The organism is Streptomyces sp. NBC_01283 (assembly GCF_041435335.1).
Taxonomy (GTDB): domain Bacteria; phylum Actinomycetota; class Actinomycetes; order Streptomycetales; family Streptomycetaceae; genus Streptomyces.
In genome coordinates, this window is sequence record NZ_CP108430.1 from 8,514,461 (window position 1) to 8,540,904 (window position 26,444).

The 26,444-nt window shown below is 71.0% G+C and carries 28 protein-coding genes and 2 pseudogenes; 22 read left to right on the top strand and 8 right to left on the bottom strand.

The window, feature by feature from the left end; genetic code table 11:
- The first annotated feature begins 16 nt into the window (after positions 1-16).
- The 5 genes and pseudogenes from OG302_RS38475 to OG302_RS38495 form a co-directional block, all read left to right on the top strand.
- Positions 17-589, top strand: coding sequence for a hypothetical protein (locus tag OG302_RS38475; RefSeq protein ID WP_371749382.1), 573 nt, complete (start codon positions 17-19; stop codon positions 587-589).
- Entirely contained in the window at positions 589-1,989 is a 1,401-nt protein-coding gene (locus OG302_RS38480; RefSeq protein WP_371749383.1) for a peptidoglycan-binding protein, read from the top strand. The genes OG302_RS38475 and OG302_RS38480 overlap by 1 nt, the downstream gene beginning before the upstream one ends.
- Positions 1,986-2,711 (top strand): ABC transporter ATP-binding protein, encoded by a 726-nt coding sequence (locus OG302_RS38485; protein WP_371749384.1) that lies wholly within the window; start codon positions 1,986-1,988, stop codon positions 2,709-2,711. The genes OG302_RS38480 and OG302_RS38485 overlap by 4 nt, the downstream gene beginning before the upstream one ends.
- A complete protein-coding gene (locus OG302_RS38490) occupies positions 2,708-3,976 on the top strand; it encodes an ABC transporter permease (RefSeq protein WP_371749385.1) in 1,269 nt (422 codons plus the stop codon). The genes OG302_RS38485 and OG302_RS38490 overlap by 4 nt, the downstream gene beginning before the upstream one ends.
- 199 nt (positions 3,977-4,175) lie before the next feature.
- A pseudogene (locus OG302_RS38495) lies at positions 4,176-4,607 on the top strand (PPOX class F420-dependent oxidoreductase); the annotation flags it as partial.
- 110 nt (positions 4,608-4,717) lie between these two features.
- Here OG302_RS38495 and OG302_RS38500 read toward each other — a convergent pair.
- Positions 4,718-5,569 carry a LysR family transcriptional regulator gene (locus tag OG302_RS38500; protein ID WP_371749386.1) on the bottom strand — a complete coding sequence of 284 codons (852 nt, stop codon included), beginning with the start codon at positions 5,567-5,569 and terminating at the stop codon, positions 4,718-4,720.
- Between the two features lie 103 nt (positions 5,570-5,672).
- Between OG302_RS38500 and OG302_RS38505 the strand changes: the two genes are divergently transcribed.
- The 8 genes from OG302_RS38505 to OG302_RS38540 all read left to right on the top strand — a co-directional run bounded on the left by OG302_RS38505 (position 5,673) and on the right by OG302_RS38540 (position 11,010).
- Positions 5,673-6,581, top strand: a complete 909-nt coding sequence (locus OG302_RS38505) for a DMT family transporter (protein WP_371749387.1) — start codon at positions 5,673-5,675, stop codon at positions 6,579-6,581.
- A gap of 124 nt (positions 6,582-6,705) precedes the next feature.
- On the top strand, positions 6,706-7,692 hold the full coding sequence (locus OG302_RS38510; protein ID WP_371749388.1) for a DMT family transporter: 987 nt from the start codon (positions 6,706-6,708) through the stop codon (positions 7,690-7,692).
- A gap of 93 nt (positions 7,693-7,785) precedes the next feature.
- Positions 7,786-8,079, top strand: coding sequence for a 2OG-Fe(II) oxygenase (locus OG302_RS38515; protein ID WP_371749389.1), 294 nt, complete (start codon positions 7,786-7,788; stop codon positions 8,077-8,079).
- Positions 8,080-8,178: 99 nt separating this feature from the next.
- Positions 8,179-8,685, top strand: a complete 507-nt coding sequence (locus tag OG302_RS38520; RefSeq protein ID WP_371749390.1) for a methylated-DNA--[protein]-cysteine S-methyltransferase — start codon at positions 8,179-8,181, stop codon at positions 8,683-8,685.
- A gap of 27 nt (positions 8,686-8,712) precedes the next feature.
- Complete coding sequence (locus tag OG302_RS38525; protein WP_371749391.1) at positions 8,713-9,450, top strand: 2OG-Fe(II) oxygenase; 738 nt, start codon at positions 8,713-8,715, stop codon at positions 9,448-9,450.
- Entirely contained in the window at positions 9,447-9,752 is a 306-nt protein-coding gene (locus tag OG302_RS38530) for an Ada metal-binding domain-containing protein (RefSeq protein WP_371749392.1), read from the top strand. The genes OG302_RS38525 and OG302_RS38530 overlap by 4 nt, the downstream gene beginning before the upstream one ends.
- Entirely contained in the window at positions 9,749-10,312 is a 564-nt protein-coding gene (locus OG302_RS38535; protein ID WP_371749393.1) for a hypothetical protein, read from the top strand. The genes OG302_RS38530 and OG302_RS38535 overlap by 4 nt, the downstream gene beginning before the upstream one ends.
- Complete coding sequence (locus tag OG302_RS38540; RefSeq protein ID WP_371749394.1) at positions 10,309-11,010, top strand: alpha-ketoglutarate-dependent dioxygenase AlkB; 702 nt, start codon at positions 10,309-10,311, stop codon at positions 11,008-11,010. Before OG302_RS38535 ends, OG302_RS38540 begins: the two co-directional genes overlap by 4 nt.
- 10 nt (positions 11,011-11,020) lie before the next feature.
- Here the strand turns inward: OG302_RS38540 and OG302_RS38545 are convergent, their stop codons facing one another.
- Positions 11,021-11,641 carry an L-threonylcarbamoyladenylate synthase gene (locus OG302_RS38545; protein ID WP_371749395.1) on the bottom strand — a complete coding sequence of 207 codons (621 nt, stop codon included), beginning with the start codon at positions 11,639-11,641 and terminating at the stop codon, positions 11,021-11,023.
- 66 nt (positions 11,642-11,707) lie between these two features.
- Complete coding sequence (locus OG302_RS38550; RefSeq protein WP_371749396.1) at positions 11,708-12,466, bottom strand: PP2C family serine/threonine-protein phosphatase; 759 nt, start codon at positions 12,464-12,466, stop codon at positions 11,708-11,710.
- A gap of 177 nt (positions 12,467-12,643) precedes the next feature.
- On the opposite strand from OG302_RS38550, the gene OG302_RS38555 reads away from it, so the two are divergent.
- Both OG302_RS38555 and OG302_RS38560 read left to right on the top strand, forming a co-directional pair.
- Positions 12,644-13,600 carry an AraC family transcriptional regulator gene (locus OG302_RS38555; protein ID WP_371749397.1) on the top strand — a complete coding sequence of 319 codons (957 nt, stop codon included), beginning with the start codon at positions 12,644-12,646 and terminating at the stop codon, positions 13,598-13,600.
- Positions 13,601-13,646: 46 nt separating this feature from the next.
- Positions 13,647-14,339 (top strand): annotated as a pseudogene (locus OG302_RS38560) (dioxygenase); the annotation flags it as partial.
- On the opposite strand, the gene OG302_RS38565 reads toward OG302_RS38560, so the two are convergent.
- Positions 14,272-14,820 (bottom strand): TIGR04222 domain-containing membrane protein, encoded by a 549-nt coding sequence (locus OG302_RS38565; protein WP_371749398.1) that lies wholly within the window; start codon positions 14,818-14,820, stop codon positions 14,272-14,274. The pseudogene OG302_RS38560 and the gene OG302_RS38565 sit on opposite strands and share 68 nt — an antisense overlap.
- Positions 14,821-15,038: 218 nt before the next feature.
- Here OG302_RS38565 and OG302_RS38570 point away from each other — a divergent pair, with 218 nt between their 5' ends.
- The 3 genes from OG302_RS38570 (at position 15,039) to OG302_RS38580 (ending at position 17,710) form a co-directional block, all read left to right on the top strand.
- On the top strand, positions 15,039-16,031 hold the full coding sequence (locus OG302_RS38570; RefSeq protein WP_371749399.1) for an ArsR/SmtB family transcription factor: 993 nt from the start codon (positions 15,039-15,041) through the stop codon (positions 16,029-16,031).
- A gap of 194 nt (positions 16,032-16,225) precedes the next feature.
- The gene (locus tag OG302_RS38575) at positions 16,226-16,915 is read left to right on the top strand and encodes a peptidoglycan-binding protein (protein ID WP_371749400.1); all 690 of its coding nucleotides are present in this window, start codon (positions 16,226-16,228) and stop codon (positions 16,913-16,915) included.
- Between the two features lie 84 nt (positions 16,916-16,999).
- A complete protein-coding gene (locus OG302_RS38580; RefSeq protein ID WP_371749401.1) occupies positions 17,000-17,710 on the top strand; it encodes a C39 family peptidase in 711 nt (236 codons plus the stop codon).
- Between the two features lie 241 nt (positions 17,711-17,951).
- Here OG302_RS38580 and OG302_RS38585 read toward each other — a convergent pair whose 3' ends face one another.
- Positions 17,952-18,545 carry a sigma-70 family RNA polymerase sigma factor gene (locus OG302_RS38585; protein WP_371749402.1) on the bottom strand — a complete coding sequence of 198 codons (594 nt, stop codon included), beginning with the start codon at positions 18,543-18,545 and terminating at the stop codon, positions 17,952-17,954.
- A 153-nt stretch (positions 18,546-18,698) separates the two neighbouring features.
- On the opposite strand from OG302_RS38585, the gene OG302_RS38590 reads away from it, so the two are divergent.
- Positions 18,699-19,754, top strand: coding sequence for a MerR family transcriptional regulator (locus OG302_RS38590; protein ID WP_371749403.1), 1,056 nt, complete (start codon positions 18,699-18,701; stop codon positions 19,752-19,754).
- Between the two features lie 22 nt (positions 19,755-19,776).
- Here the strand turns inward: OG302_RS38590 and OG302_RS38595 are convergent, their stop codons facing one another.
- The 3 genes from OG302_RS38595 to OG302_RS38605 form a co-directional block, all read right to left on the bottom strand.
- Positions 19,777-20,877 carry an iron-containing redox enzyme family protein gene (locus tag OG302_RS38595; RefSeq protein ID WP_371749404.1) on the bottom strand — a complete coding sequence of 367 codons (1,101 nt, stop codon included), beginning with the start codon at positions 20,875-20,877 and terminating at the stop codon, positions 19,777-19,779.
- Positions 20,867-21,121 (bottom strand): CDGSH iron-sulfur domain-containing protein, encoded by a 255-nt coding sequence (locus OG302_RS38600; RefSeq protein ID WP_371750362.1) that lies wholly within the window; start codon positions 21,119-21,121, stop codon positions 20,867-20,869. Before OG302_RS38600 ends, OG302_RS38595 begins: the two co-directional genes overlap by 11 nt.
- Before the next feature lie 64 nt (positions 21,122-21,185).
- A complete protein-coding gene (locus OG302_RS38605) occupies positions 21,186-21,869 on the bottom strand; it encodes a HemK2/MTQ2 family protein methyltransferase (protein WP_371749405.1) in 684 nt (227 codons plus the stop codon).
- Positions 21,870-22,229: 360 nt separating this feature from the next.
- On the opposite strand from OG302_RS38605, the gene OG302_RS38610 reads away from it, so the two are divergent.
- The 3 genes from OG302_RS38610 to OG302_RS38620 all read left to right on the top strand — a co-directional run bounded on the left by OG302_RS38610 (position 22,230) and on the right by OG302_RS38620 (position 26,176).
- On the top strand, positions 22,230-23,534 hold the full coding sequence (locus OG302_RS38610; RefSeq protein WP_371749406.1) for an acetyl-CoA carboxylase biotin carboxylase subunit family protein: 1,305 nt from the start codon (positions 22,230-22,232) through the stop codon (positions 23,532-23,534).
- A 36-nt stretch (positions 23,535-23,570) separates the two neighbouring features.
- Positions 23,571-25,661 carry a CocE/NonD family hydrolase gene (locus tag OG302_RS38615; RefSeq protein WP_371749407.1) on the top strand — a complete coding sequence of 697 codons (2,091 nt, stop codon included), beginning with the start codon at positions 23,571-23,573 and terminating at the stop codon, positions 25,659-25,661.
- Between the two features lie 158 nt (positions 25,662-25,819).
- The gene (locus tag OG302_RS38620) at positions 25,820-26,176 is read left to right on the top strand and encodes a PRC-barrel domain-containing protein (RefSeq protein WP_361839446.1); all 357 of its coding nucleotides are present in this window, start codon (positions 25,820-25,822) and stop codon (positions 26,174-26,176) included.
- Positions 26,177-26,444: the final 268 nt, after the last annotated feature.

Below are 26,444 nucleotides of genomic sequence, written 5' to 3' on the forward strand. Positions count from 1 at the left end.
CGTAGAACTTGGCCCCATGTCCACCACACACAAGCGAACCGCACAGACACTGCTCGCGGCGTCGGCGCTCGTCGCCGGCGTCTTCCTCACCGGTTGCTCCGGTGACTCGTCGGCCGCGTCCTCGGACAGCCCGAAGAAGGCCGACGCCTCGCCCACCAGCCCCTTCGACCAGGCACTCGCCTTCTCCCAGTGCATGCGCAAGAACGGCGTGTCCGGCTTCCCCGACCCGCAGAAGGACGCGGGCGGCGGCATCGCGCTCACGCCGGGCGGCGACGTCGACCCCAACTCGCCGGAGTTCCAGTCCGCCACGGAGGCCTGCCGCGACAAGATGCCCCAGGGCGGCCAGCTCGGCGGGGGCGGAGGCGGCGGCAAGGCGCTGGACTCGGCCAAGGTCGCGGCCTGGGCGAAGTGCATGCGCGAGAACGGCCTGCCCAAGCTGCCCGACCCGGAGATCAACGGCGGCAACATGTCGCTCGACTTCGGCGCGAGCGGCATCGACCCCGGCAGTGACGCGTTCCAGAAGGCCAGGATCGCCTGCCAGGACAAGTGGCCCGGCGGCGGCCTCACCGGCTCCGGCGGCGGCGCCTGATGACCGCCCCGGACGAGACCCGTGAGAGGGAACGGAACGCGGAGACAGAGGAGTTCGACGAGGCCGAGGAGCCGGTCCGTGGTGCGGTCAACGGCTCCGGAGCCCTGGAACTGCACAAGACCGGAGAGGTGTCCGAGCGGCCCCCCGGCGCGGTCGGCACCGGGCGAGAAGAGAACGACCCCGAGAAGACCGCCCTCGAGAAGGCGTCCCTGGAGAAGACCGCCCCCGAGGCCGGTGGCGGGGACGGCGGCGGCGACGAAGGGACGCCGCCCCCGCCGGCGAGCGGCCGCAGGCGCCGCCCCCTGCGGATGTCGCTGATCGTCGTCGCGGCGATCGCCGTGGTCGTCGCGGCGGGCGCCGCCACCACCGGCGTCTTCGGCGACGACGGCTCCGGAACGTCGGGTGCCGCTCCCTCCGCACCGCCGAAGACCGCCGAGGTGGAGCGGACCACGCTGACGCGCACGGAGTCCGTGGACGGGAACCTCGGCTATGGCGATCCGACGGCCGTGCAGGCCCCGGCCCCCTCCAAGGCGGGCGCCGGGATCATCACCTGGGTGCCGGGCGACGGCGACACCGTCAAGCGAGGCCAGGCGGCCTACAAGGTGGAGGAGCAGAAGGTCCCGCTGCTCTACGGCTCCACCCCCTTCTACCGCCCGCTGGAGACGGGCACCGAGGGCAAGGACGTCGAGATTCTGGAGAAGAACCTCGCCGCGCTCGGCTACACCGGCTTCACCGTCGACGACACGTACGACGCCGCGACCGCCCGGGCCGTACGGGACTGGCAGGACGACCTGGGCCGCCAGGAGACCGGGACCGTGCAGCCGTCGGACGCCGTGGTCGCCCCCGGCGCCAGGCGCGTCGCCGAGGTGAAGGCCACGGTCGGAGCCCCGTCGAACGGGCCCGTCCTCACCTGGACCGGCACCGAACGCACCGTCACCGTCGACCTCGACGTGCAGTTCGAGGACATGGTCGAGAACGGCACCAAGGCGACGGTCACGCTCCCCGACGACACCTCGGTCCAGGCCGAGGTGACCGACATCGGAACCCCCACCACGCCCTCCCAGGACGGCGGCTCCGGGGGCTCGGGCGGCGGTCAGTCGGGCGGCGACGACAAGCCCACCCTGCCCGTCGAGATGAAGGTCAAGGACCAGAAGGGCCTGGGCCGCTACCAGGCCGCCGCCGTGAAGATCTCCCTGAAGGCGGAGACCCGCAAGGACGTGCTCGTCGTCCCCATCAACGCCCTGGTGGCGCAGCGCGGTGGCGGCTACGCCGTGCAGGTCGTCGAGGCGGACGGCGACGTGAAGACGCGGACGGTCAAGGTCGGCATGTTCTCCGACAGCATGGTCGAGGTGTCCGGAACCGGCATCACCGACGGCACGGTCGTGGGGGTCCCCAAGTGACCACTGCCGCCCACCCGGTGGTCGAACTGGCCGGAGTCTCCAAGAGGTACGGAGAGGTCGAGGCGCTCAAGGGCGCCGACCTCGTCATCCGGCGCGGGGAGCTGCTCGCCGTCGTCGGCCCGTCCGGCTCGGGCAAGTCCACGATGCTCAACATCATGGGCACCCTCGACCGCCCCACCACCGGAACCGTGCACATCGACGGGCACGACGTCGATCGCCTCAGCGACCGGGAGCTCTCCGCGCTGCGGGCCGGGACGATCGGTTTCGTCTTCCAGCAGTTCCATCTCGCCCCCGGCGTACCGGCGCTCGACAGCGTCGCCAACGGCCTGCTCTACAGCGGCAGGCCGCGCGGCGAGCGGCGCGGACTCGCCGAGCGGGCCCTGCGCCGGGTCGGCCTCGGCCACCGGCTGTATCACGAGCCGCACCAGCTCTCCGGCGGCGAGAAGCAGCGCGTCGCCATCGCCCGCGCGGTCCTCGGCGACCCGCCGCTGCTGCTCGCCGACGAGCCGACCGGAGCCCTCGACTCCCGTTCCGGCGCGGTGGTGATCGAGCTCCTGCACGAACTGCACCGGGCGGGGACCACGGTCGTGGTCATCACCCATGACAGGGACATAGCGGGCTCCTTGCCGCGCGAGGTCCGGATCAAGGACGGCCGCATGGAAGCCGATGCCGCCGAAGCCGCCGACGTGGCCGAGCTGCTCCCCGAGGAGGCCCTGCGATGAGCCCGACCAAGGAGTTGAGTACGACAGGGGAGCGGGGCCCGGCGCACGAGCCACCCCGCCTCGCCCCGCCGCCGCGCCCCAAGCCGGCCCGGATGGGCCCGGCCGACGTGCTGCGGGTCGGCGGGTCGGGCCTGCGCTCGCGCCCCATGCGGGTGTTCCTCTCGGCGCTCGGCATCGCCATCGGCATCGCGGCGATGGTCGGCGTGGTGGGCATCTCCACCTCCAGCAGCGAGGACCTCAACCGGCGCCTCGCCGCCCTCGGCACCAACCTCCTGACCGTCGCCCCCGGCCAGTCCTTCGCCGGTGACGCGGCCCATCTGCCCGACTCGTCCGTCGACATGATCGGCAACATCAAGGGCGTCGAGTCGGTCTCCGCCATCGGCAAGACGAGCGCCAAGGTCTACCGCAACGACCACATCAAGAAGGAGGAGACCGGCGGCCTGAACGTCTACGCGGCCCGTACGGACCTGCCGAAGACGGCGGGCGCGGAGATCGTCGAGGGCCGCTGGCTGAACGCCGCGAACCAGCGGTACCCGGCCGTCGTGCTGGGCCCCAAGGCCGCCGAACAGCTGGGCGTCTTCCGGGCCGGGCCCGGCACGAAGGTGTGGCTCGGCGGTCAGTGGTTCACCGTCGTGGGGATCCTCGCGGCCAACGAGCTCGTTCCCGACCTGGACTCGGCCGCGCTGGTCGGCTGGCCCGTCGCGGAGAAGGAACTGGACTTCGACGGCTACCCGACGACGGTCTACACCCGCGCCGAGGAATCCTCCGTGAGCGACGTCCAGTCCGTGCTCGGTGCCACCGCCAACCCGGAGAACCCCAGCGAGGCGAACGTCTCGCGGCCCTCCGACGTCCTGGAGGCCAAGGAGGCCACCGACGACACCCTCAGTGGTCTGCTGCTCGGCCTGGGCGCGGTCGCCCTCCTTGTCGGCGGGGTCGGTGTCGCCAACACCATGGTCATCTCGGTCCTGGAACGCCGCTCCGAGATAGGCCTGCGCCGCTCGCTCGGCGCCACCCGCGGCCAGATCCGTACGCAGTTCCTCTGCGAGGCCCTACTCCTCTCGGCGCTCGGCGGCCTGGGCGGGGTCCTGCTCGGCATAGCCGTCACCTCCGGCTACTCCACCTATCAGGGCTGGCCCTCCGTGGTGCCGGTCTGGGCGATGGCGGGCGGTGTCGGCGCGACCCTGGTCATCGGCGGACTCGCCGGCTTCTATCCCGCGGTCCGCGCGGCGAGGCTGCCTCCCACGGAGGCGCTGGCCACGACATGACGCCCCAAGATCCGGGACGCAGAGAGCCAGGGCCCGTAGACCTGTGACCCCACGGACGCGGTGCCTTCGTCAGCCCAAATCCCCCGCGGGCGACGAGGGCATCGCTTTTTCCTGCGGTGCTTTCCCTGGGGTTCAGCACGTTTTCGAGAAGGGACGGTTCCGCTGTCTGGACAGCCGTGGCCCGCCGTATTCTCGCCGCATGACTGAGCACTTAGGGAAAGTCGACGACAATGCCCTGCTCGAACTGCTCCAGGAGCAGCGCATCGGCACGCTCGTCACCCTCAAACGCGACGGCCGCCCGCAACTCTCCAACGTCGGTTATGCCTACGACCCCGACGAGCGCGTCATCCGCCTCATGGTCACCGACAGCCGCGCCAAGACCCGCAATCTGCGCCGTGATCCGCGCGCGAGCTTCCTCGTCACGGACGGCGCGGGGTTCTCGTACATGATTGCCGAGGGCGACGCCGAACTGACGCCGGTCGTGACCGATCCGCATGACGCGGTCGCCGACGAACTGGCCCTGGTCTTCCGGGGGTTCCAGGGCGAGCACCCCGACTGGGAGGGGTTCCGCGCCGCCATGGTGCGCGAGCGGCGCCTGGTGATACGGCTCCACGTCAAGCACGTGTACGGAGCCGCGGGGAAGCGGATCCTCGCGGGGAGCCCCCCTGCAGGACCCGGCAACGGCGGTCCGGTGGTGGCGGGACGGCCCGGTCTGCAGCTCGGCACGGACGGTCCGCCGCCTCACTTGCGGTAGAGATCGGTCAGGAGTGCCACCGCGGCGTGCGTCATCGGGTGCGGGTCGTGGCGGCGCCAGATGAGATGCACGGCGATGGGGTCGGCGTCACGCAGCGGGCGGAACACGACACCGTCCCTGCGGTACTGGTTGGCGGTGCTCTCCGGGGTGAGGCCGACGCAGCGCCCGGACGCGATGATGGCCAGCCAGTCGTCGATGTCCTGGGTGTACTCCACCGGGGGGCGAGCCTCTTCGGGCCACAGCTCGGCCGTGGTGGTGCCGGTGCGCCGGTCGATGAGGAGCGTCCGCTCCCGTATGTCGGCCAGGGGGATGGACCGTCGTCCGGCCCACGGGTCGTCGTCGGCCAGAGCGCAGAAGCGGCGTTCCTGACCGACGACGGCGCTGGCGAAACGGGTCTCGTCGAAGGCGGTACGGACGACGGCGAGGTCGCACAGGCCCTCGGCGAGTCCACCGGTCGCCGAGTTCGTCCGGATCAAGTACAGCTCGACGTCCGGGTGTTCGGCGGCCCAGCGGCGCTGGAACTCCGCGGTGTGGCGGCCCATCGCCGACCAGGCGTGGCCGATGCGCAGCCGGGTGTGTCCGGTGGTCGCCTCCCGGATGAGGTCATCGGCCTCCGCGAGCAGGTGCCGTGCCCGGGCGAGCACCTGCACTCCCGCGGTCGTCGGCGTGACGCTGCGGCTTGTGCGGTGCAGCAGCCGCACCCCGAGGACGTCCTCAAGGCCGCCGAGGGTGCGGGACACGGCCGCCTGGGAGACACCCAACTCGGCGGCGGCATCAGTGAAGCCGCCGCTGTCGACGATGGCGACGAGGCAGCGCAGATGCCGCAGTTCCAGATCCATGACCGCAGTGTAGGGATGACCGGCGTGCATGGATAACCAGAGCGTATGGATGAGCACGCGCATGCATTTTCCGTATGTACGTGGATGACGCATCCTGCGGTGCATGCGAACGTCTCAGAGCCATGCCGTGCCCGCCGTCGTCCAGGGCGTCGAGGCCGCTCCCGGTGCCCCGGCGGCCACGGGCAGTTCACGAAGTCGCCTCCCAGGCATGGCGATGATGTTCGGCAGCGGCCTGTCCAACCAGGTCGGCGCCGCCACGGGCGCCTTGGCGTTCGGCGTCATCGGTCCCGCCGGTGTGGTGGCCGTACGGCAATGGGTCGCGGGAGCCGTGCTCCTGGCGGTGGGCAGGCCCAAGGTGCGCGCCTTCACCTGGCGGCAGTGGTGGCCGCTGCTGTGCCTGGCGGCGGTCTTCGCCACCATGAACCTCTCCCTGTACACCGCGATCGACCGCGTGGGTCTCGGGCTCGCGGTGACCCTGGAGTTCCTGGGCCCGCTGTCGGTCGCGCTGGCCGCGTCCCGCCGTGCGGTGGACCTCGGCTGCGCGGTCGTGGCGGGGGCCGCGGTGGTGGCGCTGGTCCGCCCGCAGCCCAGCACGGACTACACCGGCATCGCGCTCGGGCTGCTCGCCGCGGCCTGCTGGGCCTCGTACATCCTGCTCAACCGCACGGTCGGGGCCCGGCTGCCCGGCGTCGAGGGGTCGGCAGCGGCGGCGGGAATCTCTGGGCTCCTCTATCTCCCGGTCGGCATCGTGGTGCTCGCCCACCACCCGCCGACGGCCTCCACCCTCGGCTGCGCGGCCGCCGCGGGCATCCTCTCCTCCGCGGTCCCGTTTCTCACCGATCTGCTCGCCCTGCGCCGGGTCGACGCCCGCTTCTTCGGGATCTCCATGAGCGTCAACCCGGTCCTCGCGGCGCTGGTGGGCATGGCCGTCCTGGGGCAGTCCCTGGGCTGGGTGGAGTGGCTGGCCATCGCGGCGATCGTGACGGCGAACGGGGTCAGCGTCCTGAAGTAGGCACCACGGATGTAGCTGAGCTTAATGAATGTTCAAAACTTGTTGCTTGTTCTTTCAGGTCGTCGGCGGCATCGTTCCTGACGTCGGCTGACAACGGCCCGAACAAGGAACAAGGAGAGCAACAGTGAACGGTGTCCCTGGAAGAACGTGGGCAGCGGCGAGGGTGGGTGTGCTCGCCCTCCTCTGGGGATCGACCTTCCTGTGGATCAAACTGGCGCTGGACGGCCTGTCTCCCGTCCAGGTCACACTCCTGCGCTGCACTCTCGGGGCGGCCACCCTGGCGGTCCTGCTCGTCAGCACACGCAAGCGCCTTCCCCGGGGCCGCGCGACGTGGAAGCACATCTTCGTCGCCGCGTTCTTCTGCAACACCCTGCCCTTCGGGCTGTTCAGCATCGGGCAGCAGACAGTCGACTCCGGGGTGGCGGGGGCGCTGAACGCGACGACTCCGCTGTGGTCCGTCCTGATCGGCTTCGGCATCGGCACGGAACGAGGACTGCGCCCCGTACGTCTCGCCGGGCTCCTCATCGGGTTCGCGGGTACGTCGCTGATCTTCGCCCCGTGGCAGCAGTCAGGGCTGACGAGCTGGGGCGCTCTCGCGATCGTGGGGGCGGCGGCGAGCTACGCCGTCGGCTTCGCCTACATGGGGCATCACCTCGTCGGGAAGGGCATGCCCACGCTGTCGCTCTCCGCGGCCCAGCTCATGGCGGCGACGGGCCTGACGGCGCTGGCCCTGCCGGTCGGCGGCCTGGAGACGGTCCACGTCGACCCCACGGCCCTGATCGCCGTCGTCATCCTGGGGATCTTCGCCACCGGCATCACGTTCCACCTCACCTACCGGATCATCGCGGACGAGGGCGCCACCAACGCCGCGACCGTCGGGTACCTCCTTCCGGTGGTCTCCGTCGCGCTGGGCGCCATCGTGCTCGACGAGGCCTTCAGCTTCCGGGTGGCCGCGGGGATGGCGGTCGTACTCGTCGGAGTGGGCATGACGCGGCGGCAGAAGCGGACCGGGACCCCGGGTTCATCCGAGGTACCCAAGGCGCAGGCGACCATGAACGCCGCGTCCGAATGCCGCCAGCGCCCGCAGGCGCATCCGGCGAGCATCGAGTAGGCCGGGGCAGCCCTGCCCCGGCCCGCCAAGGACCGGGAACATGAATCAGCCCAGGCCTGTTCCGCTCGACCGTGGTGTCCGCCGATGGCGTGGATGGCCAACCAATGGGCCCCGCGCCTCGGCGAGCGCACCTTCCCGCCCACGCTGGACGAGCTGAGCGCCGAGTGCGCGGCGAACGGTCAACGGCGCCCCACCCCGCTGATCCTGAACTACGGCGAGGGCGACTACGCCTGCCTGCACCAGGACATCTACGGCGACATCGTCTTCCCCCACCGGCCCGTACCCGGCCGGAACGGCTACCGCCGCCACCCCATGCGGCACGGCACGAACGCCGTGGAGTCCGGCCACCGCAACACGCTCGGCGTGATCTTCCACAACGCCCGCTGACGCCGGCGCCATGTCCGAATCCCGCCAGCATGCGTGCCTGCGACACCGCACTGTTGAGGTGCAAGGAAAGCCAGGAAAAGGAAGCAGAGGGAGGTCATGATGACCGTCCACACGACCATCACCAGCCCGCTCGGTGAACTGCTGCTCGTGGGTGAACCGACACCGGACGGCGGCGTGGCACTGACGTCACTGTCCATGCCCGGACAGAAGAACGCACCCGCCGTGCACAGCAGTTGGGCCCACGACCGCGACCGCTTCTCCGGCATCGCACGACAGCTGTCCGCCTACTTCGCCGGTGAACTCGCCTCGTTCGACATCGAGTTCACCCCGAGCGGCACGGACTTCCAGCGGCGCGTCTGGAGCGCCCTGGAGGAGATCCCGTACGGCACGTCGACCACCTACGGCGAACTCGCCGGGCGGATCGGCGTGGACCGCGGCCGGATCCAGGCCCTGGGCGCCGCGATCGGCGCGAACCCGCTGCTCCTCGTGCGCCCCTGCCACCGCGTGATCGGCGCGGACGGCTCCATGCGGGGCTACGCGGGCGGCGTGGAGCGCAAGGTCCGGCTCCTCACCCTCGAAGGCGCCCTGCAGCCCACTCTCGTCTGACCCGCACGACCACGAAGGGTCCTCATCATGATCGACACCACCGCTCACCCGGCGGCCGGCCGCGTCGGCGAACGCGTCGCGGCGGGGGACTGGGACGCGCTGGCCGCCGAGCTGGACGAGCACGGCCACGCCCTCACCGGCCGGCTCCTGACTCCCGAGGCCTGCCGCGACATCGCCGCCCTGTACGACGACACCGACCGCTTCCGCTCCACCATCGACATGGCCCGCTACCGCTTCGGCTCCGGCCAGTACCGCTACTTCACCCACGACCTCCCCGATGTCGTACGGGAGTTGCGCGAGGCGTTCTACCCCCGGCTGCTGCCCATCGCCCGCGACTGGGCCGCGCGGCTCGGCAAGCCCGCCCCCTGGCCCGACAGACTGGGGGAGTGGGTGGAGATGTGCCATGCGGCCGGGCAGGCCAAGTCCGCGCAGATCCTGCTCCGTTACGGACCCGGCGACTGGAACGCCCTGCACCGCGACGTCTTCGGTGAGATGCTCTTCCCGCTCCAGGTCGTCGTCGGACTCGACGCCCCGGGAGCCGATTTCACCGGCGGCGAGTTCATCATGACCGAGCAGCGTCCCCGCGCCCAGTCCCGCGGATCGTCCACGACCCTGCCGCAGGGGCACGGGCTGGTCTTCACGACCCGCGACCGGCCCGTCGCCTCGAAGCGCGGCTGGTCGACCGGGCCGATGCGGCACGGCGTGAGCACCGTCCGCTCCGGACGCCGGCACGCACTGGGCCTGGTCTTCCACGACGCGGCGTGAACCCCTCCCGGGCAAGCGGCGAGCCGGGCCCGCGTACGTACACCTTGTGCGGCCCGGACGGGAAGCCGTACCCCAGCGGCATACCCGGCACCCTGGGCGGGCACCGCCGAGGGCGCCTGTACGGCCGCCTCGACTGCCCCTCCGCCCTGCGGGCCGTCGCCCGCGGCCCCTACGCCACCCACCGGGTGTTCTTCCCCGACGAGGCCACCGCGATCGCGGCCGGATACCGCCCCTGTGCGGTCTGTCTGCCCGCTCAGTACGCTCGCTGGAAAGCAGACCCAGAAAGCACCGGCACACCATGAGCATCCTGAAGGAGCGGGAGTCCTCCCGCTCACCCCTCATCGGCGCCGCCGAGCTGGCCGCCCACGCGGACCTGCCCGCGCCCGCCGCCCACACCGAAGCCGAACTCGCCGCTCTCATCCGCCTGTTGACCCTCCCGAAGGCGCGGATCGAGACCGTCACCGTCGGCCACAGCCGCGACGCCGCCTCCCGGGCCGCCGCCGAAGCCTTCGCCACCGCGTGGACGGCCCGCGGCGGCACGGTCCTCGCCACGGTGAGCTGGCCCGAGACCGCCGCGTCCTGGCTGCGCCCCGCGCACCGGCTCACCGCGGAAATCCCCGACGCCTGGGTACTGGCCGCGGCCCCCCTCGGGTTCGCCCAGCTGGCCCGCCGCCTGCGCCACTCCACCGACTGGGACCCGGCCCGCAGCTACGCCTTCGCCTCCCTGCACGACTCCCGGGTCCCCGCCCTCGCCGGGGACGACGTCCTGCACGGCCTGCGCGGCGCCACCGCCTACGGCGCCACCTGGGACGTACGCCACCGCTGGGTCACCACGCGGCTGCCCGCCGAGGTGACCCCGTGAGCGCCCTGATCCCGCGGCCCACCACGGAGATCGCCCCCGGAGCGGTGCACGTGCCGCAGTGGCTCACCCTGGATCAGCAGCGCGAACTCGTCACGGCGTGCCGTGCGTGGGCCACCGGCCCCGTGCCGATCCGCCACACCGAGCTGCCGCGCGGCGGGGTGATGTCCGTGCAGACGGTGTGCGTGGGCTGGCACTGGCAGCCGTACCGCTACACGCGGACCGCCGACGACGTGAACGGCCGACGCGTCGCGGAGTTCCCGGACTGGCTGGTCGAGCTGGGCCGCCGGGCGCTCACGGCGGCGTACGGCGACGCGTCGGGCGCGGCCGACCGCACCCCGGACACCTACACCCCGGACACCTACACCCCGGACACCTACACCCCGGACACGGCGCTGATCAACTTCTATGACGGGCAGGCCAGGATGGGCATGCACCAGGACAAGGACGAGCGGTCGTCGGCCCCGGTGGTGTCCCTGTCCATCGGCGACACCTGCGTCTTCCGCGTGGGCAACACGGAGACCCGCACCAAGCCCTACACCGACATCGAACTGGCCTCGGGCGACCTGTTCGTCTTCGGCGGCCCCTCGCGCTACGTCTTCCACGGCGTGCCCAAGGTCCACGAGGGCACCGCTGACCCCGCCACCGGACTGACCTCGGGCCGCCTGAACATCACGATGCGGGTCACCGGCCTGCGGTGACCCGGAGCGGCTACTCGAACCGCGAGGTGTCGCCCGCGCCGCGGCGCACGATCTCGGCCTCGCCGTCGGAGAAGTCGATGACCGTGGTCGGGCTCGTGCCGCAGTCGCCCGAGTCGACGACGGCGTCCACGACGTGGTCGAGGCGTTCCTTGATCTCCCAGCCCTGGGTGAGCGGCTCCTCCTCGTCGGGCAGGAGCAGGGTGCTGGAGAGCAGCGGCTCACCGAGCTCGGTGAGCAGGGCCTGCGTGACGACATGGTCGGGAATCCGGACGCCGACCGTCTTCTTCTTGGGGTGCAGGAGCTGGCGCGGCACCTCCTTCGTCGCGGGCAGGATGAAGGTGTAGCTGCCCGGCGTCGCCGCCTTGATCGCACGGAACACGTCGTTGTCGACGTGCACGAACTGACCCAGCTGCGCGAAGTTCTGGCACACCAGGGTGAAGTGGTGGCGATCGTCGAGGTTCCGGATCTTGCGGATCCGGTCCAGGCCGTCACGGTTGCCCAGCTGGCATCCGAGCGCGAAACAGGAGTCCGTCGGATACGCGATCAGCGCACCGGACCGGATGCTGTCGGCCACGGTGCTGATGCTGCGCGACTGGGGGTTGTCGGGGTGCACGTCAAAATACTTCGCCATCCGGCGAGCGTACGTGATCGCATCAGGAGTCCCTGGCTTACCGGCGGCTTCTCGGCGGACCCGGCCTCACTCGTCGTCGACGACCGAGATCAGCGCGAGAGTGATGTTGTCGGGGCCGCCGGCGTCGATGGCGGCCTTCCACAGTTCGAAGACCGCCCGGCCGCTGTCGTGGGCCGTGAGCAGCTCGTTCAGCGTGTCCTCGGGCACGGGATCGGTCAGGCCGTCGGAACACACCAGGAAACGTTCACCCCCGACGAGCGGCAACGTGCTGACGTGTGGGGTGATCGCGCTGAACCGGAGCGCACCGCCCAGCGCCTGGGTGACGATCGACGTGGTGCGCCGGCCGGGCGCGGGCGGCGGGCTGTCGTCGACGCTCACCTGGCGGAGCGCGCCGTCTTCGCGGCCGAGGCTCACGTCGAGCACGCGGCTGTCGCCGACGTTGAACACGACCAGCTCTTTCCCCAGGAGGACAACACCCGCGACCGTCGTCCCCATGGTCGTCAGCTCCGGATCGCGCTCGGCAGCCGCGTACACGGCGTGATTGCAGGCGATCAGTGCGTCATGAACGGCCTGCTCGCCGTCCAGCGACGGCCCGATGGCCGCAAGCTGCCGCACGACCAGGCCGCTGGCCACCTCGCCGCCCGGCTGGCCGCCGATGCCGTCGGCGACCGCGACGACCAGGGGGTTGCCGAGCGGGAACCCCAGGGTCTGCGGGTTCTCGGTCATCGTCCCGCACAGCGTCCATGGGCCGACGGCCAGGCTGTCCTCGTTGTGATCGCGTACGAGCCCAGGGTGGCTCAGAGCGGTGACAGTGATGTACGGCATCCGTGGACCCCCTCTCCGCAACGGCAGGCGTGTTCCGCACCCCCATTGTCACGCCGGGAGCCGCTCCCGGCTCAGTGGCGGACCGTGGCCGACCTCTGCCCGCCGGTGACGGGGCGTGCCATGGTGGGGGAGCCAGCTGGTCTGGACCAGCTATCGGTCGTGGTGAGGAGCGTACGCATGCGCGGCACAACGGTCTTGCCCGGAGAGGGGAACAGCGGATTACCCGGCGAGGAAGGGATGCCGACGCACCGCCTGGAAGTGCCGATGCCCAACGCGCTGCCGTTCGCCATCGGCACCTTCGACACCATCGGGCCGATGTCGCGTGCGGCGTTCCCGCACCGGCACACCTTCCACGAGATCGTCCACGTCACGGGCGGCACCGGCAGGCACGTCGTCGACCTGGCCGGGTTCGCCCTGCGGCCGCCGAACCTCTTCTTCATCGCCCCCGGCCAGGTCCACCACTGGGAGAACGTCACCGGCCTGGAGGGAAGCGTCATCCTCTTCACCGACGACTTCCTCCTGGACCACCCCGCCGACCGCCACGCACTGCGCGGGCTCGGTCGGCGCTCCTGGCTCGAACTCCGCGACGAGACCGCCGACGGGACCTCGCGCCTCGTCGCCGAGCTGGACGGTGAGTACCGTGCCGGGGCCGACGGATTCCATAGCGTGCTGCGGGCCCTGCTGCACGTACTCGTGGTCCGCGCGGCGCGGCTGCCCGCACACCGTCCGGACGCCGTCACACCGGCCCCGCACACCCGGCCCGGCTCCGTCGCCGCCGCATTCGTGGCCCTGCTCGGCGCCCCGGAGGGCCCTCTCTGGTCCGTGCGCGAGAGCGCGCGACACCTCGGCGTCTCCGAGAGCTACCTCAGCGAGGCGGTGAAGACGTCCACCGGCCGCACGCCCGGCGAACTGATCCGGCAGGCCCGCGTGCACGAGGCCAAACGCCTTTTGCTGAGAACGGAGTTGTCGGTCCGTCAGGTCGCGGGCCGGATCGGCTTCGGTGACGCCGCCTACTTCTGCCGCTTCTTCCGCCGCGAGACCGGCGCGAGCCCCGGGGACTTCCGGCGCGGCCGCGGCGATATTCACCACGACCACCGACTTGAGTCCATCGCCCGCGCTCAGCCGTCCGCATAGCTTCGGAGCCGATCCGGAACCCACCCCACCCCCCTCAGGAGGAGCGATGGAGCGCGAGATCGGCACGACCGGAGACGGCATAGGAGACGGCGGCGGGACCGATGAGCCGAAGGGATCCCACGGCGGCGGCCCCAGCCGCAAGACCGTCCTGAGAGCGGCCGCCGCGGTGGGCATGTCCCTGCCCGTGGCCTTCATGGGCGTCCCCGCACTGGCCCGCACCGCCGGCGAGCGGGGCGTGCTGCCGGAGGCGACCCCGGCCTGCGACGACGGCGACGACCCGACACCCCCGCAGATGGAGGGGCCGTACTTCAAACCCAACTCGCCCCAGCGCACCTCGCTCCTCCAGCCCGGCACCCCGGGCGTACGGCTCACCGTCACCGGCTACGTCTTCGGGCGCGCCTGCCGGCCGGTCTCCCGGGTCCTGATGGACTTCTGGCAGGCCGACACCTACGGGACGTACGACAACACGGGGTACCGCTTCCGGGGCCACCAGTTCACCGACGCGAACGGCGCGTTCAAACTCACCACGATCGTGCCCGGCCTCTACCCGGGCCGCACGCGGCACCTGCACGTCAAGGTGCAGGCCCCGGGACGCCCGGTGCTCACGACCCAGCTGTACTTCCCCGGAGAGCCGCGCAACAACACGGACCCGATCTTCGACGCCCGGCTGCTCATGAACGTACGCACCGTCGGAAACGCGAAGGAGGCCGACTTCGACTTCGTCCTGAACGTGCCGCAGTAGGCACGGCGCTTTTCAGTCGCGTCGGACCGTGCCCTGGGGGAGGACCCCGGCCCCGGCGAACACGTAGGCCGGGAGGCTCTCGTCCTCCTCCGCCGTCCGGAGCCGCTGTTGGCCGACCCGGGTCAGTTGGTGCCGGGACCCTGGTCACCAGACCCAGGTCGGCGAGCCGGCCGCCGATCTCCGCCACCTCAGGGGACTTCCGGAGGTCGGCGCACACGGACGCCGTGCTGTGGCTGCTCGGGCACGCCATGACCAGGGCGCGCTCGACCAGCTGCTCCGGCAACTCCACGTCCACGGCGTCCACGGCGTGTATGCGTGTGGCCCTGAGCCTGACCAGTTCGCGCTCGGCAAGCGCGATCACCACGCACTCCACCACGCGCCGCGGCCCACCCGCCAGATAGGCGACCTCGTACAGGCCAAGTGCCGTTCGCTTACCCGCCGTTGTCGTCGTCGTGGCCCGCTCGAAGTGCATCCGCATGCCCCCACCCCCTCATCCGGGCACCCGTCCTTCGGCTGTGGTGCCCGACGGCGGGAGCGCACATTCCTCTCCCTCGCCGCTTCAGAGCAGAACTTGAGGGTCGCGGCACCAGCCGCCTCTCTTGACAGCAACCGCCCCACGGCGATCGCCTGGAGCCCTGCCGCGCGGCGACGCGGCGACCACGGGACCGGGCACGGGCACAGGGGGAGAGGCGGGCCATGCTGCGGGTGTACTTCACGGCCGAGGACCTGGCGCGGGTGCGGGTCGCATCGGGCCCTGACTTCCTCTGGGAGATCAGCAACAGTGTGCAGACGCTCCAACGGCGCGACGGAGCAAGGGTGTTCGGGGCCTGGCGGCAGTGGGCGAGGCCGCGCCTCTCGGACAGCTGCCGACTCCTCTCGCCCCTCCTCCCGCCGCACGGCTGCTCCCCGGACTTCCTCACGCCCACCCACGGAGCAGGCGAGACGCTCCACGCGGCGGTCGACACGCTCGTGCGCACGCCCCGGCCGCGGCTGCGCACTGATCTGACACGGGTGGCCGCATCGCGCCGGCTCCCGGGCTGGACGGAGTCGCTGGCGCAGGGCGACGCCGCCGCTCTGCGGCAGTTGGGGCAAGCCCTCCATACGTACCACCTGGAGGCGCTCGCGCCGTTCTGGCCCCGCATCCATGCCCAGATCGACGCCGACCGCATCACTCGCCTGCACAGCCTCCTCGACGGCGGGACGGACGGGCTCCTGGCGGGCCTTGGGCCTCAACTGCGCTGGAACCCGCCGGTGCTGGAGGCCGACTATCCCGTGGACCATCAGCTGCGGCTCGACGGCCGAGGGCTCACCCTGCAGCCCTCGTTCTTCTGCTGGCCCACGCCTGTCACGCTCGCCGACGGCGAACTGCCGCCCGTCCTGGTGTATCCCATCGACCACGCGATGGACTGGACCCACTCCACGCCCCACCCCGCACCCCCCGTCCGTCCGGACGACGGCGCCTTGGGGCCGCTCATCGGCCACACCCGCGCCGCGGTCCTCAGGGCGGCCCGCACCGGTTCGTCCACGGTCGAGCTCGCCCGTCTCCTCGCGGTCACCCACCCGGCCATCAGCCAGCACGTCAAGGTGCTGCGCGCGGCCGGCCTGCTGACCACCGTCCGCAGGGCGGGACGGTCGCTTCATGTCGCAACGGCGGAGGGGCGCGCACTGCTGCGCAGTTGCGGCTCGTAAGTCTGGGCTTTCATCGATTGCGCCTGGCATGGGCATGCAAGGAAGCTGGCCGGGCTGTTGCACACGCATCCCCCCACCGCGTTGCGTCCTCAACACCCCGCCCCGCGCGCGCCGTTCAACGCGCGTCCACGTGCGAACTCCCGCGCACGGCGCGATTCCTGGGGACGCATCGACGATCCGATGAAGGAGTGGCGTTGCGCACTACTCGTACTCTCACCCGCCGCGCGGCCGTGGCCGCCTCGCTCGCCGTGGCCTGCACCCTGGGTGCCGTGCCCGGCATCGCTCAGGCTTCCGAGCCCCCCACGGCTTCAGAGACTTCCGAGGTGTCCGCCGGGCACGGTCTGGAATGGTTCCAGGAGCGCCACGGCCTGCCCCGGACCGGCTCCGTCGACGGCCCGACCGCCAGAGCCCTGCAGCAGGCGCCCGACACCGAACTGCACCGGACCTTCCGTACGGCCGCCGACCTCGGGCCCGAGGAACTCGCCAACGCACGCACCGTCATCGGCGTCGGCAAGGGTGCGCAGATCCCCGAACAGGGCGTGGTCATCGCGCTGATGACCGCCATGCAGGAGTCCAAGTTCGTCAATTACCTGACGCCGGTGGACCACGACTCCCTGGGGATCTTCCAGCAGCGCCCGAGCACCGGCTGGGGCACCCCGGAGCAGATCACCGATGTCGCCACTTCATCCAAGTCCTTCTACGGAGTGGCCCCCTTCGGCAGCAACCCGGGGCTGATCCAGATCGACGGCTGGCAGACCATGCCCCCGGGCGACGTCTGCCAGGCCGTCCAGGTGTCCGCCTTTCCCGACCGCTACGCGCAGTGGGAGCAGTTCGCCCGCGACCTGCTCGCCCAAGAGGGGCCCACGGTCCCGCCGATCCCCTGACCCCCACGGGGCCCACTAGAGACACCAGGAAGCCTCGCCTCTCGCACACCCCTGAACACTTCCCTCACATCACCAGGAGCCCGTATGCGCAAGAGACTTGTCTCCACCGCGATCGCCGTGGCGGCGGTCGGTGCCCTCGTCACCCCGGCCGCCGCCCAGGCGGACCCCGCCCGCCCGCACGGCATAGCGGTGCTCGGTCACGGCTCGAAGGCCGGGACCGCCGTCGTCAGCGGACAGAACGAGCCCGGCACCAGGCTCCGCGTCGGCGGTGCGCGGACCGGGAGCGCACACACGCTCCCGGTCGACTACCAGGTCCAGGAGACCGGCTACTGGTGCGGTCCCGCTGCCACCCGTATCGCCCTGTCCGCACGGATCGCCCCGCCGAGCCAAGGCTCTCTGGCCGCGCAGCTCGGCACCACCGAGGCCGGCACGGATCACATCAGCCAGGTGACCGGCGTGCTCAACGCCAACCTCGGCACCGGCTGGTACGAGACCAAGGAGATGCCGAACGACCCGCCCACCCAGGCCCAGAAGGACCTGCTGTGGAACGACATCGTCCTGGACATCGACAACAATTACCCGCTGGTGACCAACATCGTGGCCCCGCCCGGCAACCAGCCGCCCGGCTACCCGTCGGACCAGACGATCTACCACTACTTCACGGTCATCGGCTACGACGACGCGAACCGCACCGTCCTCATCGCCGACCCCGCGTCGTTCGGCGGCAACCAGATCTACTGGCTCTCCTTCGACCAGCTCGCCACCCTGATCCCGCCGAAGGGGTACGCCGCCTGAGCGGCGAGGGGTGAGCAGGGAGCAGCGAGCGACGGCTGTGGGCGGCGCCACCGACACATGCGCCGCCCACAGCCCGTTCGGCCGCCGTCTCGGGGGTGACGGCGACAGCCTCAGCGGCACCGACTCCGCTGAGGCCGAACAGGATGCAGGGTCTGGGCGATCCTGCCGACCTCAGGCTCAACGACCTACTACCTGCTTCCGTCGTAGCCGGGTGCCTGGATGCACCGGAGCCCGAGATTTCTCAGCGGTCTTCCCCTCCGTCCTCCAGGCGGACGCGCAGACTGTGGATGCCGCGCCGGGCATGGCTCTTGACCGTGCCCAGCGGCCACCCGGTCCGCGCGGCGATCTGCGGATGGGTCAGGTCCTCGTAGAACGAAAGGCGCAGCACCGTCCGCTGGGGCACCGGCAGCCTCGCCAACTCCTCCGCCAGCAGAGTCCGGTCGACGACCGTCGAGTCCATGTCGGCCTGGGCGCGGTGATCCAGGGCGGTGTACTGCGCCTGCGCGCCCTCGACGAGCGCCGCACGCCGGGTGCGCGCGTTGAGCGCGTCCGCGATCCTGTGCCGCGTGATGCCCGTCAGCCAGCCCGCCAGACTGCCGAGTTCAGGACGGTAGCCCGCCCGGCCGCGCCACGCGGCGAGGAACACCTGCTGCGTGATGTCCTCCGCGTCACGGCTGTCGCCGAGCGCACGCTGCGCCAGGGCATGCACCAGCGGCCCCCACCTGCGGTAGACCGCGGCGAGGCTCGCTTCGTCTCCACCGGCGAGGCCCCTGGCCAGATCCGTGGCCCGCTCCCCGACCGGGGAACGCACCGGCTGTCGCACCAGTGTGCTCATCGACGCTTCGTCAGCTCCTCTGGCGATCACAATCGCCGTACGACCGAAGGGAAACGGGCAGTCGCGCCGTCGTCGTGGCCGCGATCCGGTCATCCTGGGAACAGCCGCTCACGCACGGCAACTCGCATCGGTTGTGCGTCGTATCGTGGCCGGATGAGCGAGGGGCAACACCGCGGTCAGGACAGCGAGTCGGCCCGCACCGGACTCACCACCGGTGCCCTGGCACGGCGGCTGGGGGTGTCACCGACGACGTTGCGGACCTGGGACCGCAGGTACGGCCTGGGCCCCGCCCGGCGCGATGCCGGTCACCACCGCCGCTGGTCGGAGCGGGACGTCGCCATGGTGGAGGAGATGGGCCGCCTCACCTCCTCCGGGGTGCCCCCGGCCGAGGCCGCCCGAGCGGCGCTCAAGCTGCTCGAATCCGGCAGCGGCGCCGGCCTCGCCCCGGACACCGGAGCCGAGCCCGCTCCCGTGCGGGCCGGCGTGCCGCGACAGCGACGGCCCGCACGCCCCGCCGCGACGCCGTCACCCGACACGTTCGTCCGCCGGCGGCGCGGTCTCTCGCGCGCCGCCGTACGGCTCGACGCGCCCGCCGTGCAGGACCTGTTGGACGACGCCGTGGCGAGCCACAGTCTGATCACCGCGTGGCAGGAGGTGATGGTGCCGACGCTGCACGCGGTGGGTCGCAAATGGGAAGAGGCCGGCGACCGTTACGTGGAGGTCGAGCACCTGCTGTCCTGGCACGTCTCCCGCACCCTGCACCGCTGCGCCACGGCCCCGGTCGCCGAGGCCCCGCCGAGCTCGCCCGCCGCGAACACACCCCTCGTGCTGGCCTGCGTACCGGGTGAACAGCACTCACTCCCGCTGGAGGCGCTCAGCGCGGCGCTGGGCGAACTGGGCTTCCCGCAGCGCATGTTCGGCGCGGCCGTGCCGGTCGAGGCGGTCGCGGCCGCCGTGCGCAGGACCGGCCCGCCCGTCGTCGTGCTGTGGGCACAGGCCCGCTCCACCGCGAGCGTCCCGCTGGCCCGGCACATCGCCGATACCCGGTGGGGGGTGCGCGGTGCCCGCGGCCGTCCCGTGGTCATGCTCGGCGGGCCCGGGTGGGCAGGTCCTGCGGTGCGCGGCGCGCTGCGGCCCACCAGCCTGCGGGAGGCGCTGACCCAGATCGGCAGAGTGTGCGGGGAGACCACGACCGGCCGCGGGAGGTAACCCCCGCCGTCGTCCTCCTGGGTCAGCCGACTGCCGTCAACGGAGTGCGCAGAGCGCTGCGTTCGTCGCGCCACGCGGCCAGGAGCCGTGCGCCCAGGCGGTCCTCGAGGAAGCCCGTGGCCTCGATGCCGAAGACCACGTCGGACTCCAGGCCGGGTTCGCCGGCGAGGAGGCCGCCGATCACGTCACGGCGCACCACCTGCTCATGGACCGCGTCGGCCTCCACGTGCTCGTCGTAGAACCGCTCGGCCGCCCGCCCCGCGCCGCACCTGCGCATGGCCTTGGCAAGGCGCCGTGAGCCGGGGGACGAGGTCACCTCCACGGCGGCGAAGTGCCCGACGAGCGCGCCGCGCAGCGCCCGGTGCAGGCCGAGCAGGGACATCAGATTGACCGTCGCGAGCACCTCGCCCGGGGCGGCGTCCAGGTAGTGCCCGTACGCCGTCTCCAGCGAGAGGTCCTCCATCAGGTCGGCGAAGAGCCGGGCGTGGATGTCCTCGGCGCGTCCGGCACCGAACTCGTCGAACTCGACGGCCACCATGCCCGCCTTGGCCCGGCCGTGCAGCCGGGGGATGACCCAGGCGTGCGGGTCGGCCTCCTTGAGGTGGTACAGCGAGCGTGCCGCCGCGTACTCCCGCAGCTGCCACAGTTCGCCGTCGCGCTGGAGATGGTGGCTGACACTGGCGGGGCTGTGGCCGATGGGCTCCACCAGGAGGTCGGCCAGGGCGCGTTCGGCACTGTCCGTGGAACGGCAGTTGGCGCGCAGGGCACCCAGGAAGCGCCCTTCGAGCGCGCGGCGCAGGCCCAGCAGCTCGGGATCCCATTCGAGGTCGTCACGGACGCCGTCGAAGCCCTGGTAGTGCAGCTCGTAGAGGGTGTAGAGGGCGAGCTGGAGATCGTCCCCGTAGGGGTCGGCGTCATGCGTGTCGAGGGGGAGCGGACCGGGACTCCCGCCGGAACGCAGCGTGCTGATCACGAGGCGGGACAGCGGGCCGCGGGGCTCGGGCAGGGCGGGGCTCGCCCGGCGCGACTCGCGGACACCGCCGGGGGCGGCCTGGCTCCTGGCGCTCTCGGCGTTCTCTGTGTCCTCGGCGTGCTCGGCCTTCGCGGCGCTTTCAACGGACATCGGGTGCTTCATCCCCCGTCGTGTTCTCGGCATCCTCGGTGTCGGTATGCGGGTCGGCGTGTTCGGGCGAGGTCTCGTCATCGGCCTGTACGCGGCGGCGGTGGCTGGTGTCGCACCACGGGTAGGTCCGGCTGCGGCGGCAGGTGCAGATCGCGGCGGTGAAACGTCGGGAAGCGATGACGCTGCCGTCGTCCGCGACCACCTCGACGGGGCCCTCGACGAGCAGCGGGCCCTCCGGGTCGATGGTGACGCGGCGGGGCCGCTGGTCCCGTGTGGTCGGCGCGGGGTCAAGTGCGTTCGGCGTGGGTTCAGGTGCGTTCGGCACGGATGACCACCAGTTCTTCCATGTCCTTGTCGCCCTCGATGAGCCCTTGCCGGCGCAAGAAGGCCAGCCTCGAGCGTAGGACCGGACCGAACGGAATCACGGTGCGGTCGGCGACCGAGGTCTCCAGGCCCGCCTTCGACAGGCGCCGCAACGTGTCATCGGTCCCGCACAGAGCCGAGTGGACCATGAGCAACACGCCCCCGGGGCGCAGTGCTCGTGGAGCCGCGTCACAGATCCGGTCGACCACCGCGCGGCCGTCCTGCCCGGCATCCCAGGACCGCGCCGGACCGCGCCGTGGCAGGTGGCGGGAAGGGGAGGGAACGTACGGAGGGTTGCTCGTCACCACGTCGTAGGACCGCCCGGGAACGGCGGCCGTGAGGTCGCCCCGCAGGACCGTGATGCGCTGCCGCGCCGCCAGTGCGTTGAGGCGGGCGGTCAGGACGGCACGCCAGGCGATGTCCACCGCCGTCACGTGGGCACCGAGCCGCGCCGCGTGGACGGCCAGCGCACCGCTGCCGGTGCCGAGGTCCAGTACATCCGTGCCCGGACCGATGTCCTCGCGGCACAGTGCGCGGGCGAGGAGACCCGTGTCGTCCTGCGGCGCGTAGACCCCGGGAAGGGTCAGCAGATGTCCCGGGGCCGCACCTGCGGTCGTATCGGCGATCATCACGCTCCTCCGGTCGTCTCGGGGGCCGGCCGGGCGAAATCCCTCCTTGCTCCGCCCTCCCACCACCCTCCGCTGTTCCCGCGCCCGCCACCACTCGGGTGATGACGCACAGTGACGTGCCGGACCGACTGCCTGCCTCTCTGGCCTCATGGGTTCCTTTGGTGCTCGGGGCTCGCTCCCGCGACTGTCGTCCGTCCCTGGTGCCCTGCGAACGGTGACGCACACGTGGGGCGGCCGCCGGGCGTGGGAGCGGCGCCGGGGCGCGGAGGGGCGCTGATTGCGCCACCGCGGCGTGGGTACGCGGCATGCCTGCCACACCAGCGGAACAGCTGTCGGCACCCCAACCAACGAAAGGGCGCCATGCCGTACAACATCTTCGTTCTCGGCCTCGACGAGACCAATCTGCCGACGCTGCGCGCCGTGCCGAACGCGCAGGAGTACGTCTTCCACCCCCTGCTCACCGTCGACGAACTGCAGAGCGGGGAGGTGTCGGTCCCCGGGCTGCTCGCCGAGGCCGAGCGGATCCTCGACGCGTTCGACGGCCACATCGACGCGATCGTCGGCTATTGGGACTTCCCCGTCAGCACGCTCGTGCCGATCCTCAGCGAGCGCTACGGGACGCGCAGCACCAGTCTGGACTCCGTGGTCAAGTGCGAGCACAAGTACTGGAGCCGGCTTGAGCAGCAGAGGGTCACCGACGCGCATCCGCCGTTCGGCCGCGTCGACATGGAGAGCGCCGATCCCAAGCCGCCCGAGGGCATGGACTTCCCGATGTGGCTCAAGCCGGCGCTGTCCTACTCATCGGAGCTCGCCTACGGCGTCGGGGACCAGACCGAGTTCACGGAGGCCGCCGACCGCATCCGCGAGGGGATGGGGCGCATCGGGCGGCCGTTCGAGGACATACTCGCCCGCGTCGAGCTGCCCCCGGAGATGGCCGACGTCGGCGGGCAGGTGTGCCTGGCCGAAGGCGCGCTGAACGGCATCCAGGTCGCGGTCGAGGGCTACGTCCACGAGGGCCAGGTCACCGTCTACGGCATCCTCGACTCGATCCAGTACCCCGACTCGTCGTGCTTCCTGCGCCACCAGTACCCGTCCCGGCTCCCCGAGCCCGTCCTTGAGCGGCTGCGCGACGTATCGGAGCGGGTGATGCGGCAGATCGGCATGGACGCGGCGACCTTCAGCATCGAGTACTTCTACGATCCACGGTCCGACGAGCTCAACCTGCTGGAGATCAACCCGCGCCACTCCCAGTCCCACGCGGAGATGTTCGAATACGTGGACGGTGTGCCCAACCACCACTGCATGCTGAGCCTCGCACTGGGAAGGGATCCCGCACTGCCGCACCGACAGGGCGGGTACGACACGGCGGCCAAGTGGTACTACCGCTGGTTCGCCGACGCCACCGTCCACGATGTTCCCTCCCGCAAGGACATCGAGAGCATCGAGCGCCGCATCCCCGGAGTGCGCATCGACGTGCTCGTCGAGGAGGGGCAGCGCCTGTCGGACGTGTGCGACCAGGACAGCTACAGCTACGAGTTGGCCCACATCTTCACGGGAGGGGAGAACGAGGACGACATGCGGGCCAAGTACGACCAGTGCGTGGCGGCCCTGGGCCTCACCTTCGACGAGGCCGAACCGGGCAGCCGCGACACGAAGAACGACTGAACCAAGCACCGCCGCAACACGAAGGAGCGAACCGGCTTGCGCTATGTGAGCGACCTTCCGTACGAGACAAAGGAAGAGGAGAACGTCTCCATCCCCGCGGCGGACGGAACCCGCCTCGCGGCCCGCATCTGGCGGCCGACGTCCTCCGACCAGGACCCCGTCCCCGCGATCCTGGAGTACATCCCCTACCGGCAGCGCGACCTGACCGCCGAGCGCGACTCCATCCACCACCCCTACATCGCCGGGCACGGCTACGCCTGCGTACGCGTCGACCTGCGCGGCACCGGCGACTCCGAAGGGGTGCTCAAGGACGAGTACCTGGAGCAGGAACAGACCGACGCCGAGGACATCCTCGCCTGGCTTGCCGAGCAGCCCTGGTGCGACGGCACCACCGGCATGATGGGGATCTCCTGGGGCGCCTTCGCCGCCCTCCAGGTCGCCGCGCGGCAGCCGGAGAGCCTGCGCGCCATCGTCATCGCGTCCTTCACCGACGACCGGTACGCCGACGACATGCACTACATGGGCGGCGCGCTCCTGTCGGACAACCTCGCCGAGGCGGGCACGATGTTCGCCTACGGCACCTGTCCGCCCGACCCCGCGATGGTGGGGGACCGGTGGCGCGACATGTGGCACGAGCGCATGGAGGGCACCCGCCCCTGGGTGCTCGAATGGCTCCGGCACCAGCGGCGCGACGACTACTGGCGGCACGCCTCGGTCTGCGAGGACTACCAGGCCGTACGCTGCCCCGTCCTCGCGTCGAGCGGCTGGGCGGACGGCTACTCGAACGCCGTGACGCGCCTCCTGGGCAATCTGGACGTGCCGCGCAAGGGGCTGATCGGCCCCTGGTCCCACAAGTTCCCGCATCTCGGTGAACCGGGCCCCGCCATCGGCTATCTCCAGGAAGTGGTGCGCTGGTGGGACCACTGGCTGAAGGGCGTCGACAACGGCGTCATGGAAGGACCGATGCTGCGTACGTGGATGCAGGACAGCGTGCCGCCCTCCACGTCGTACGAGGAACGTCCTGGACGCTGGGTGGGCGAGCCGTCCTGGCCCTCGCCGCACATCACTTCCGTCGTGCGGCGCCTCACCCGGCACGGTCTATCCGACCCGGTCTCCGAGACCCACACGACTCCCGAATCCGCCGAGTACACCGAATTCCCGGAAGGGCCGGAGGAAGAGGGAGCGGGTGCGGGCGAGGGGCTCTCCGTCCAGTCGCCGCTCTCCGTGGGCCAGTTCGGCGGTAAGTGGGCCTCCTACAACGCGCCCCCCGACCTGCCCTACGACCAGCGTGAGGAGGACGGCGGCTCACTGGTCTTCCAGACCGAGCCGCTGACCGAGCGCACGGAGATCCTCGGCTCGCCCTGCGTCGAACTCGACCTGAGCGTCAGCGAACCCGTCGCGATGGTCGCGGCCCGCCTGTCCGACGTGGCTCCCGACGGCAGCGCCACCCGCGTCAGCTACGGCCTGCTCAACCTCACCCGCAGCGAGACGCAGAGCGATCCGCGTCCCCTTGAACCCGGGCGCCGCTACCGCGCGGTCATCCCGCTCAACGGCGTCGCCCAGGCCTTCCCGCCGGGTCACCGCATCCGCGTGTCCCTGTCCACCTCGTACTGGCCGCTGGCCTGGCCACCGCCCAAGCCGGTGCTCCTGACCGTGTACGAGACGTCGAGCACCCTGACGCTCCCGGTCCGCCCGCTGGCGGAGCCCGACGCGCTGCCGGACCAGCCCTTCGACGAACCGGAGGGCACGCGGCCCAGGAGCCCCGTCCGGCTGGTCGCCCCCGAGGAACGCTGGCAGGTCAAGCGTGATCTGGTCGATTACGCCGCGGAGCTGGAGATCGTCAAGGACCGGGGGACGGTGCGTCTTGAGGACATCGGCCTCGACGTCGGCTGCCGGGCCTATGAGCGCTACACCTCGCTGGCCGAGGACTTCACCTCCGCCACCGGCGAGTCGGCCTGGACGATGTCCTTCCGGCGCGACGACTGGGACGTACGGGTGGAGACCCGCACGGTACTCAGCTGTGACGAGGACCAGTTCCGGGTGGACGCCACCCTGGACGGTTACGAGGGTGACCGGAGGGTTTTCTCGCGCACCTGGAATGAAACGGTGCCCCGCGACTTGCTGTGACATCAAGGTGAAGCCACGGCGGAACCGGACTTGGTGAGTCGGCCGGAAGTTTCTGTTTGGCCCCTTTCCGGCAGGGCACCCGATGCGTTGGAGGTTGATCATCTCCTCCCGCTATGCGAATCCCTGCGTTTCAGGGAAAACCAATTGAGGAGTTCTCGATGAGCAACGAAATCTGGAGCTACGCTCCCACCGCCGGGCACGGCCCGGACGCCGATCTGACGGGCTACAAGGTCGAGGCCGCGGACGGCCACATCGGCAAGGTCGACAAGCACTCGAACGAGGTCGCCAACCAGTACATCGTGGTCGACACCGGAGTGTGGATCTTCGGCAAGGAGGTGCTGCTGCCCGCGAGCACCGTCACCGCCATCGACCACGAGGCGCGGAAGATCCTGGTCTCGCGCACCAAGGACCAGATCAAGGACGCGCCCGAGTTCGACAAGGAGAAGCACCTGGGCGACCCGGCCTACCGTGACCAGCTCGGCGGCTACTACGGCGGTCTGGGCCCGGGCCACTGACCCGCGCCGGGGCGTGAATTCACCGCCCCACTGACCCCAATGGCGTCCGAGGCATCAAGTGCCTCGGACGCCATTCGGCATTTACGGGACTGTGGCATCGAATCCCTGGATCGAATACGAATCAGTGTCAGCTTTACCGTCGGCCTCATCTGTAGCCATTCAGCCTCAGCCTTTCGAGAGAGCGCTGCAGGGGCGATCAGGGGGCAGTCAGGGGTGGATTCGGGGTGATCCCTGATGGCGGGCGGGATCGGCTTCGACAGGATGATCT

Coding starts and splice junctions, on each gene's coding strand:
- OG302_RS38480 (WP_371749383.1), top strand. CDS start 589: ATGACCGCCCCGGACGAGACCCGTGAGAGGGAACGGAACGCGGAGACA.
- OG302_RS38520 (WP_371749390.1), top strand. CDS start 8,179: ATGACCGTCCACACGACCATCACCAGCCCGCTCGGTGAACTGCTGCTC.
- OG302_RS38555 (WP_371749397.1), top strand. CDS start 12,644: ATGCGCGGCACAACGGTCTTGCCCGGAGAGGGGAACAGCGGATTACCC.
- OG302_RS38475 (WP_371749382.1), top strand. CDS start 17: ATGTCCACCACACACAAGCGAACCGCACAGACACTGCTCGCGGCGTCG.
- OG302_RS38515 (WP_371749389.1), top strand. CDS start 7,786: ATGGCCAACCAATGGGCCCCGCGCCTCGGCGAGCGCACCTTCCCGCCC.
- OG302_RS38490 (WP_371749385.1), top strand. CDS start 2,708: ATGAGCCCGACCAAGGAGTTGAGTACGACAGGGGAGCGGGGCCCGGCG.
- OG302_RS38500 (WP_371749386.1), bottom strand. CDS start 5,569: ATGGATCTGGAACTGCGGCATCTGCGCTGCCTCGTCGCCATCGTCGAC.
- OG302_RS38505 (WP_371749387.1), top strand. CDS start 5,673: ATGCGAACGTCTCAGAGCCATGCCGTGCCCGCCGTCGTCCAGGGCGTC.
- OG302_RS38550 (WP_371749396.1), bottom strand. CDS start 12,466: ATGCCGTACATCACTGTCACCGCTCTGAGCCACCCTGGGCTCGTACGC.
- OG302_RS38525 (WP_371749391.1), top strand. CDS start 8,713: ATGATCGACACCACCGCTCACCCGGCGGCCGGCCGCGTCGGCGAACGC.
- OG302_RS38595 (WP_371749404.1), bottom strand. CDS start 20,877: ATGTCCGTTGAAAGCGCCGCGAAGGCCGAGCACGCCGAGGACACAGAG.
- OG302_RS38585 (WP_371749402.1), bottom strand. CDS start 18,545: ATGAGCACACTGGTGCGACAGCCGGTGCGTTCCCCGGTCGGGGAGCGG.
- OG302_RS38605 (WP_371749405.1), bottom strand. CDS start 21,869: ATGATCGCCGATACGACCGCAGGTGCGGCCCCGGGACATCTGCTGACC.
- OG302_RS38535 (WP_371749393.1), top strand. CDS start 9,749: ATGAGCATCCTGAAGGAGCGGGAGTCCTCCCGCTCACCCCTCATCGGC.
- OG302_RS38620 (WP_361839446.1), top strand. CDS start 25,820: ATGAGCAACGAAATCTGGAGCTACGCTCCCACCGCCGGGCACGGCCCG.
- OG302_RS38610 (WP_371749406.1), top strand. CDS start 22,230: ATGCCGTACAACATCTTCGTTCTCGGCCTCGACGAGACCAATCTGCCG.
- OG302_RS38545 (WP_371749395.1), bottom strand. CDS start 11,641: ATGGCGAAGTATTTTGACGTGCACCCCGACAACCCCCAGTCGCGCAGC.
- OG302_RS38590 (WP_371749403.1), top strand. CDS start 18,699: ATGAGCGAGGGGCAACACCGCGGTCAGGACAGCGAGTCGGCCCGCACC.
- OG302_RS38570 (WP_371749399.1), top strand. CDS start 15,039: ATGCTGCGGGTGTACTTCACGGCCGAGGACCTGGCGCGGGTGCGGGTC.
- OG302_RS38580 (WP_371749401.1), top strand. CDS start 17,000: ATGCGCAAGAGACTTGTCTCCACCGCGATCGCCGTGGCGGCGGTCGGT.
- OG302_RS38565 (WP_371749398.1), bottom strand. CDS start 14,820: ATGCGGATGCACTTCGAGCGGGCCACGACGACGACAACGGCGGGTAAG.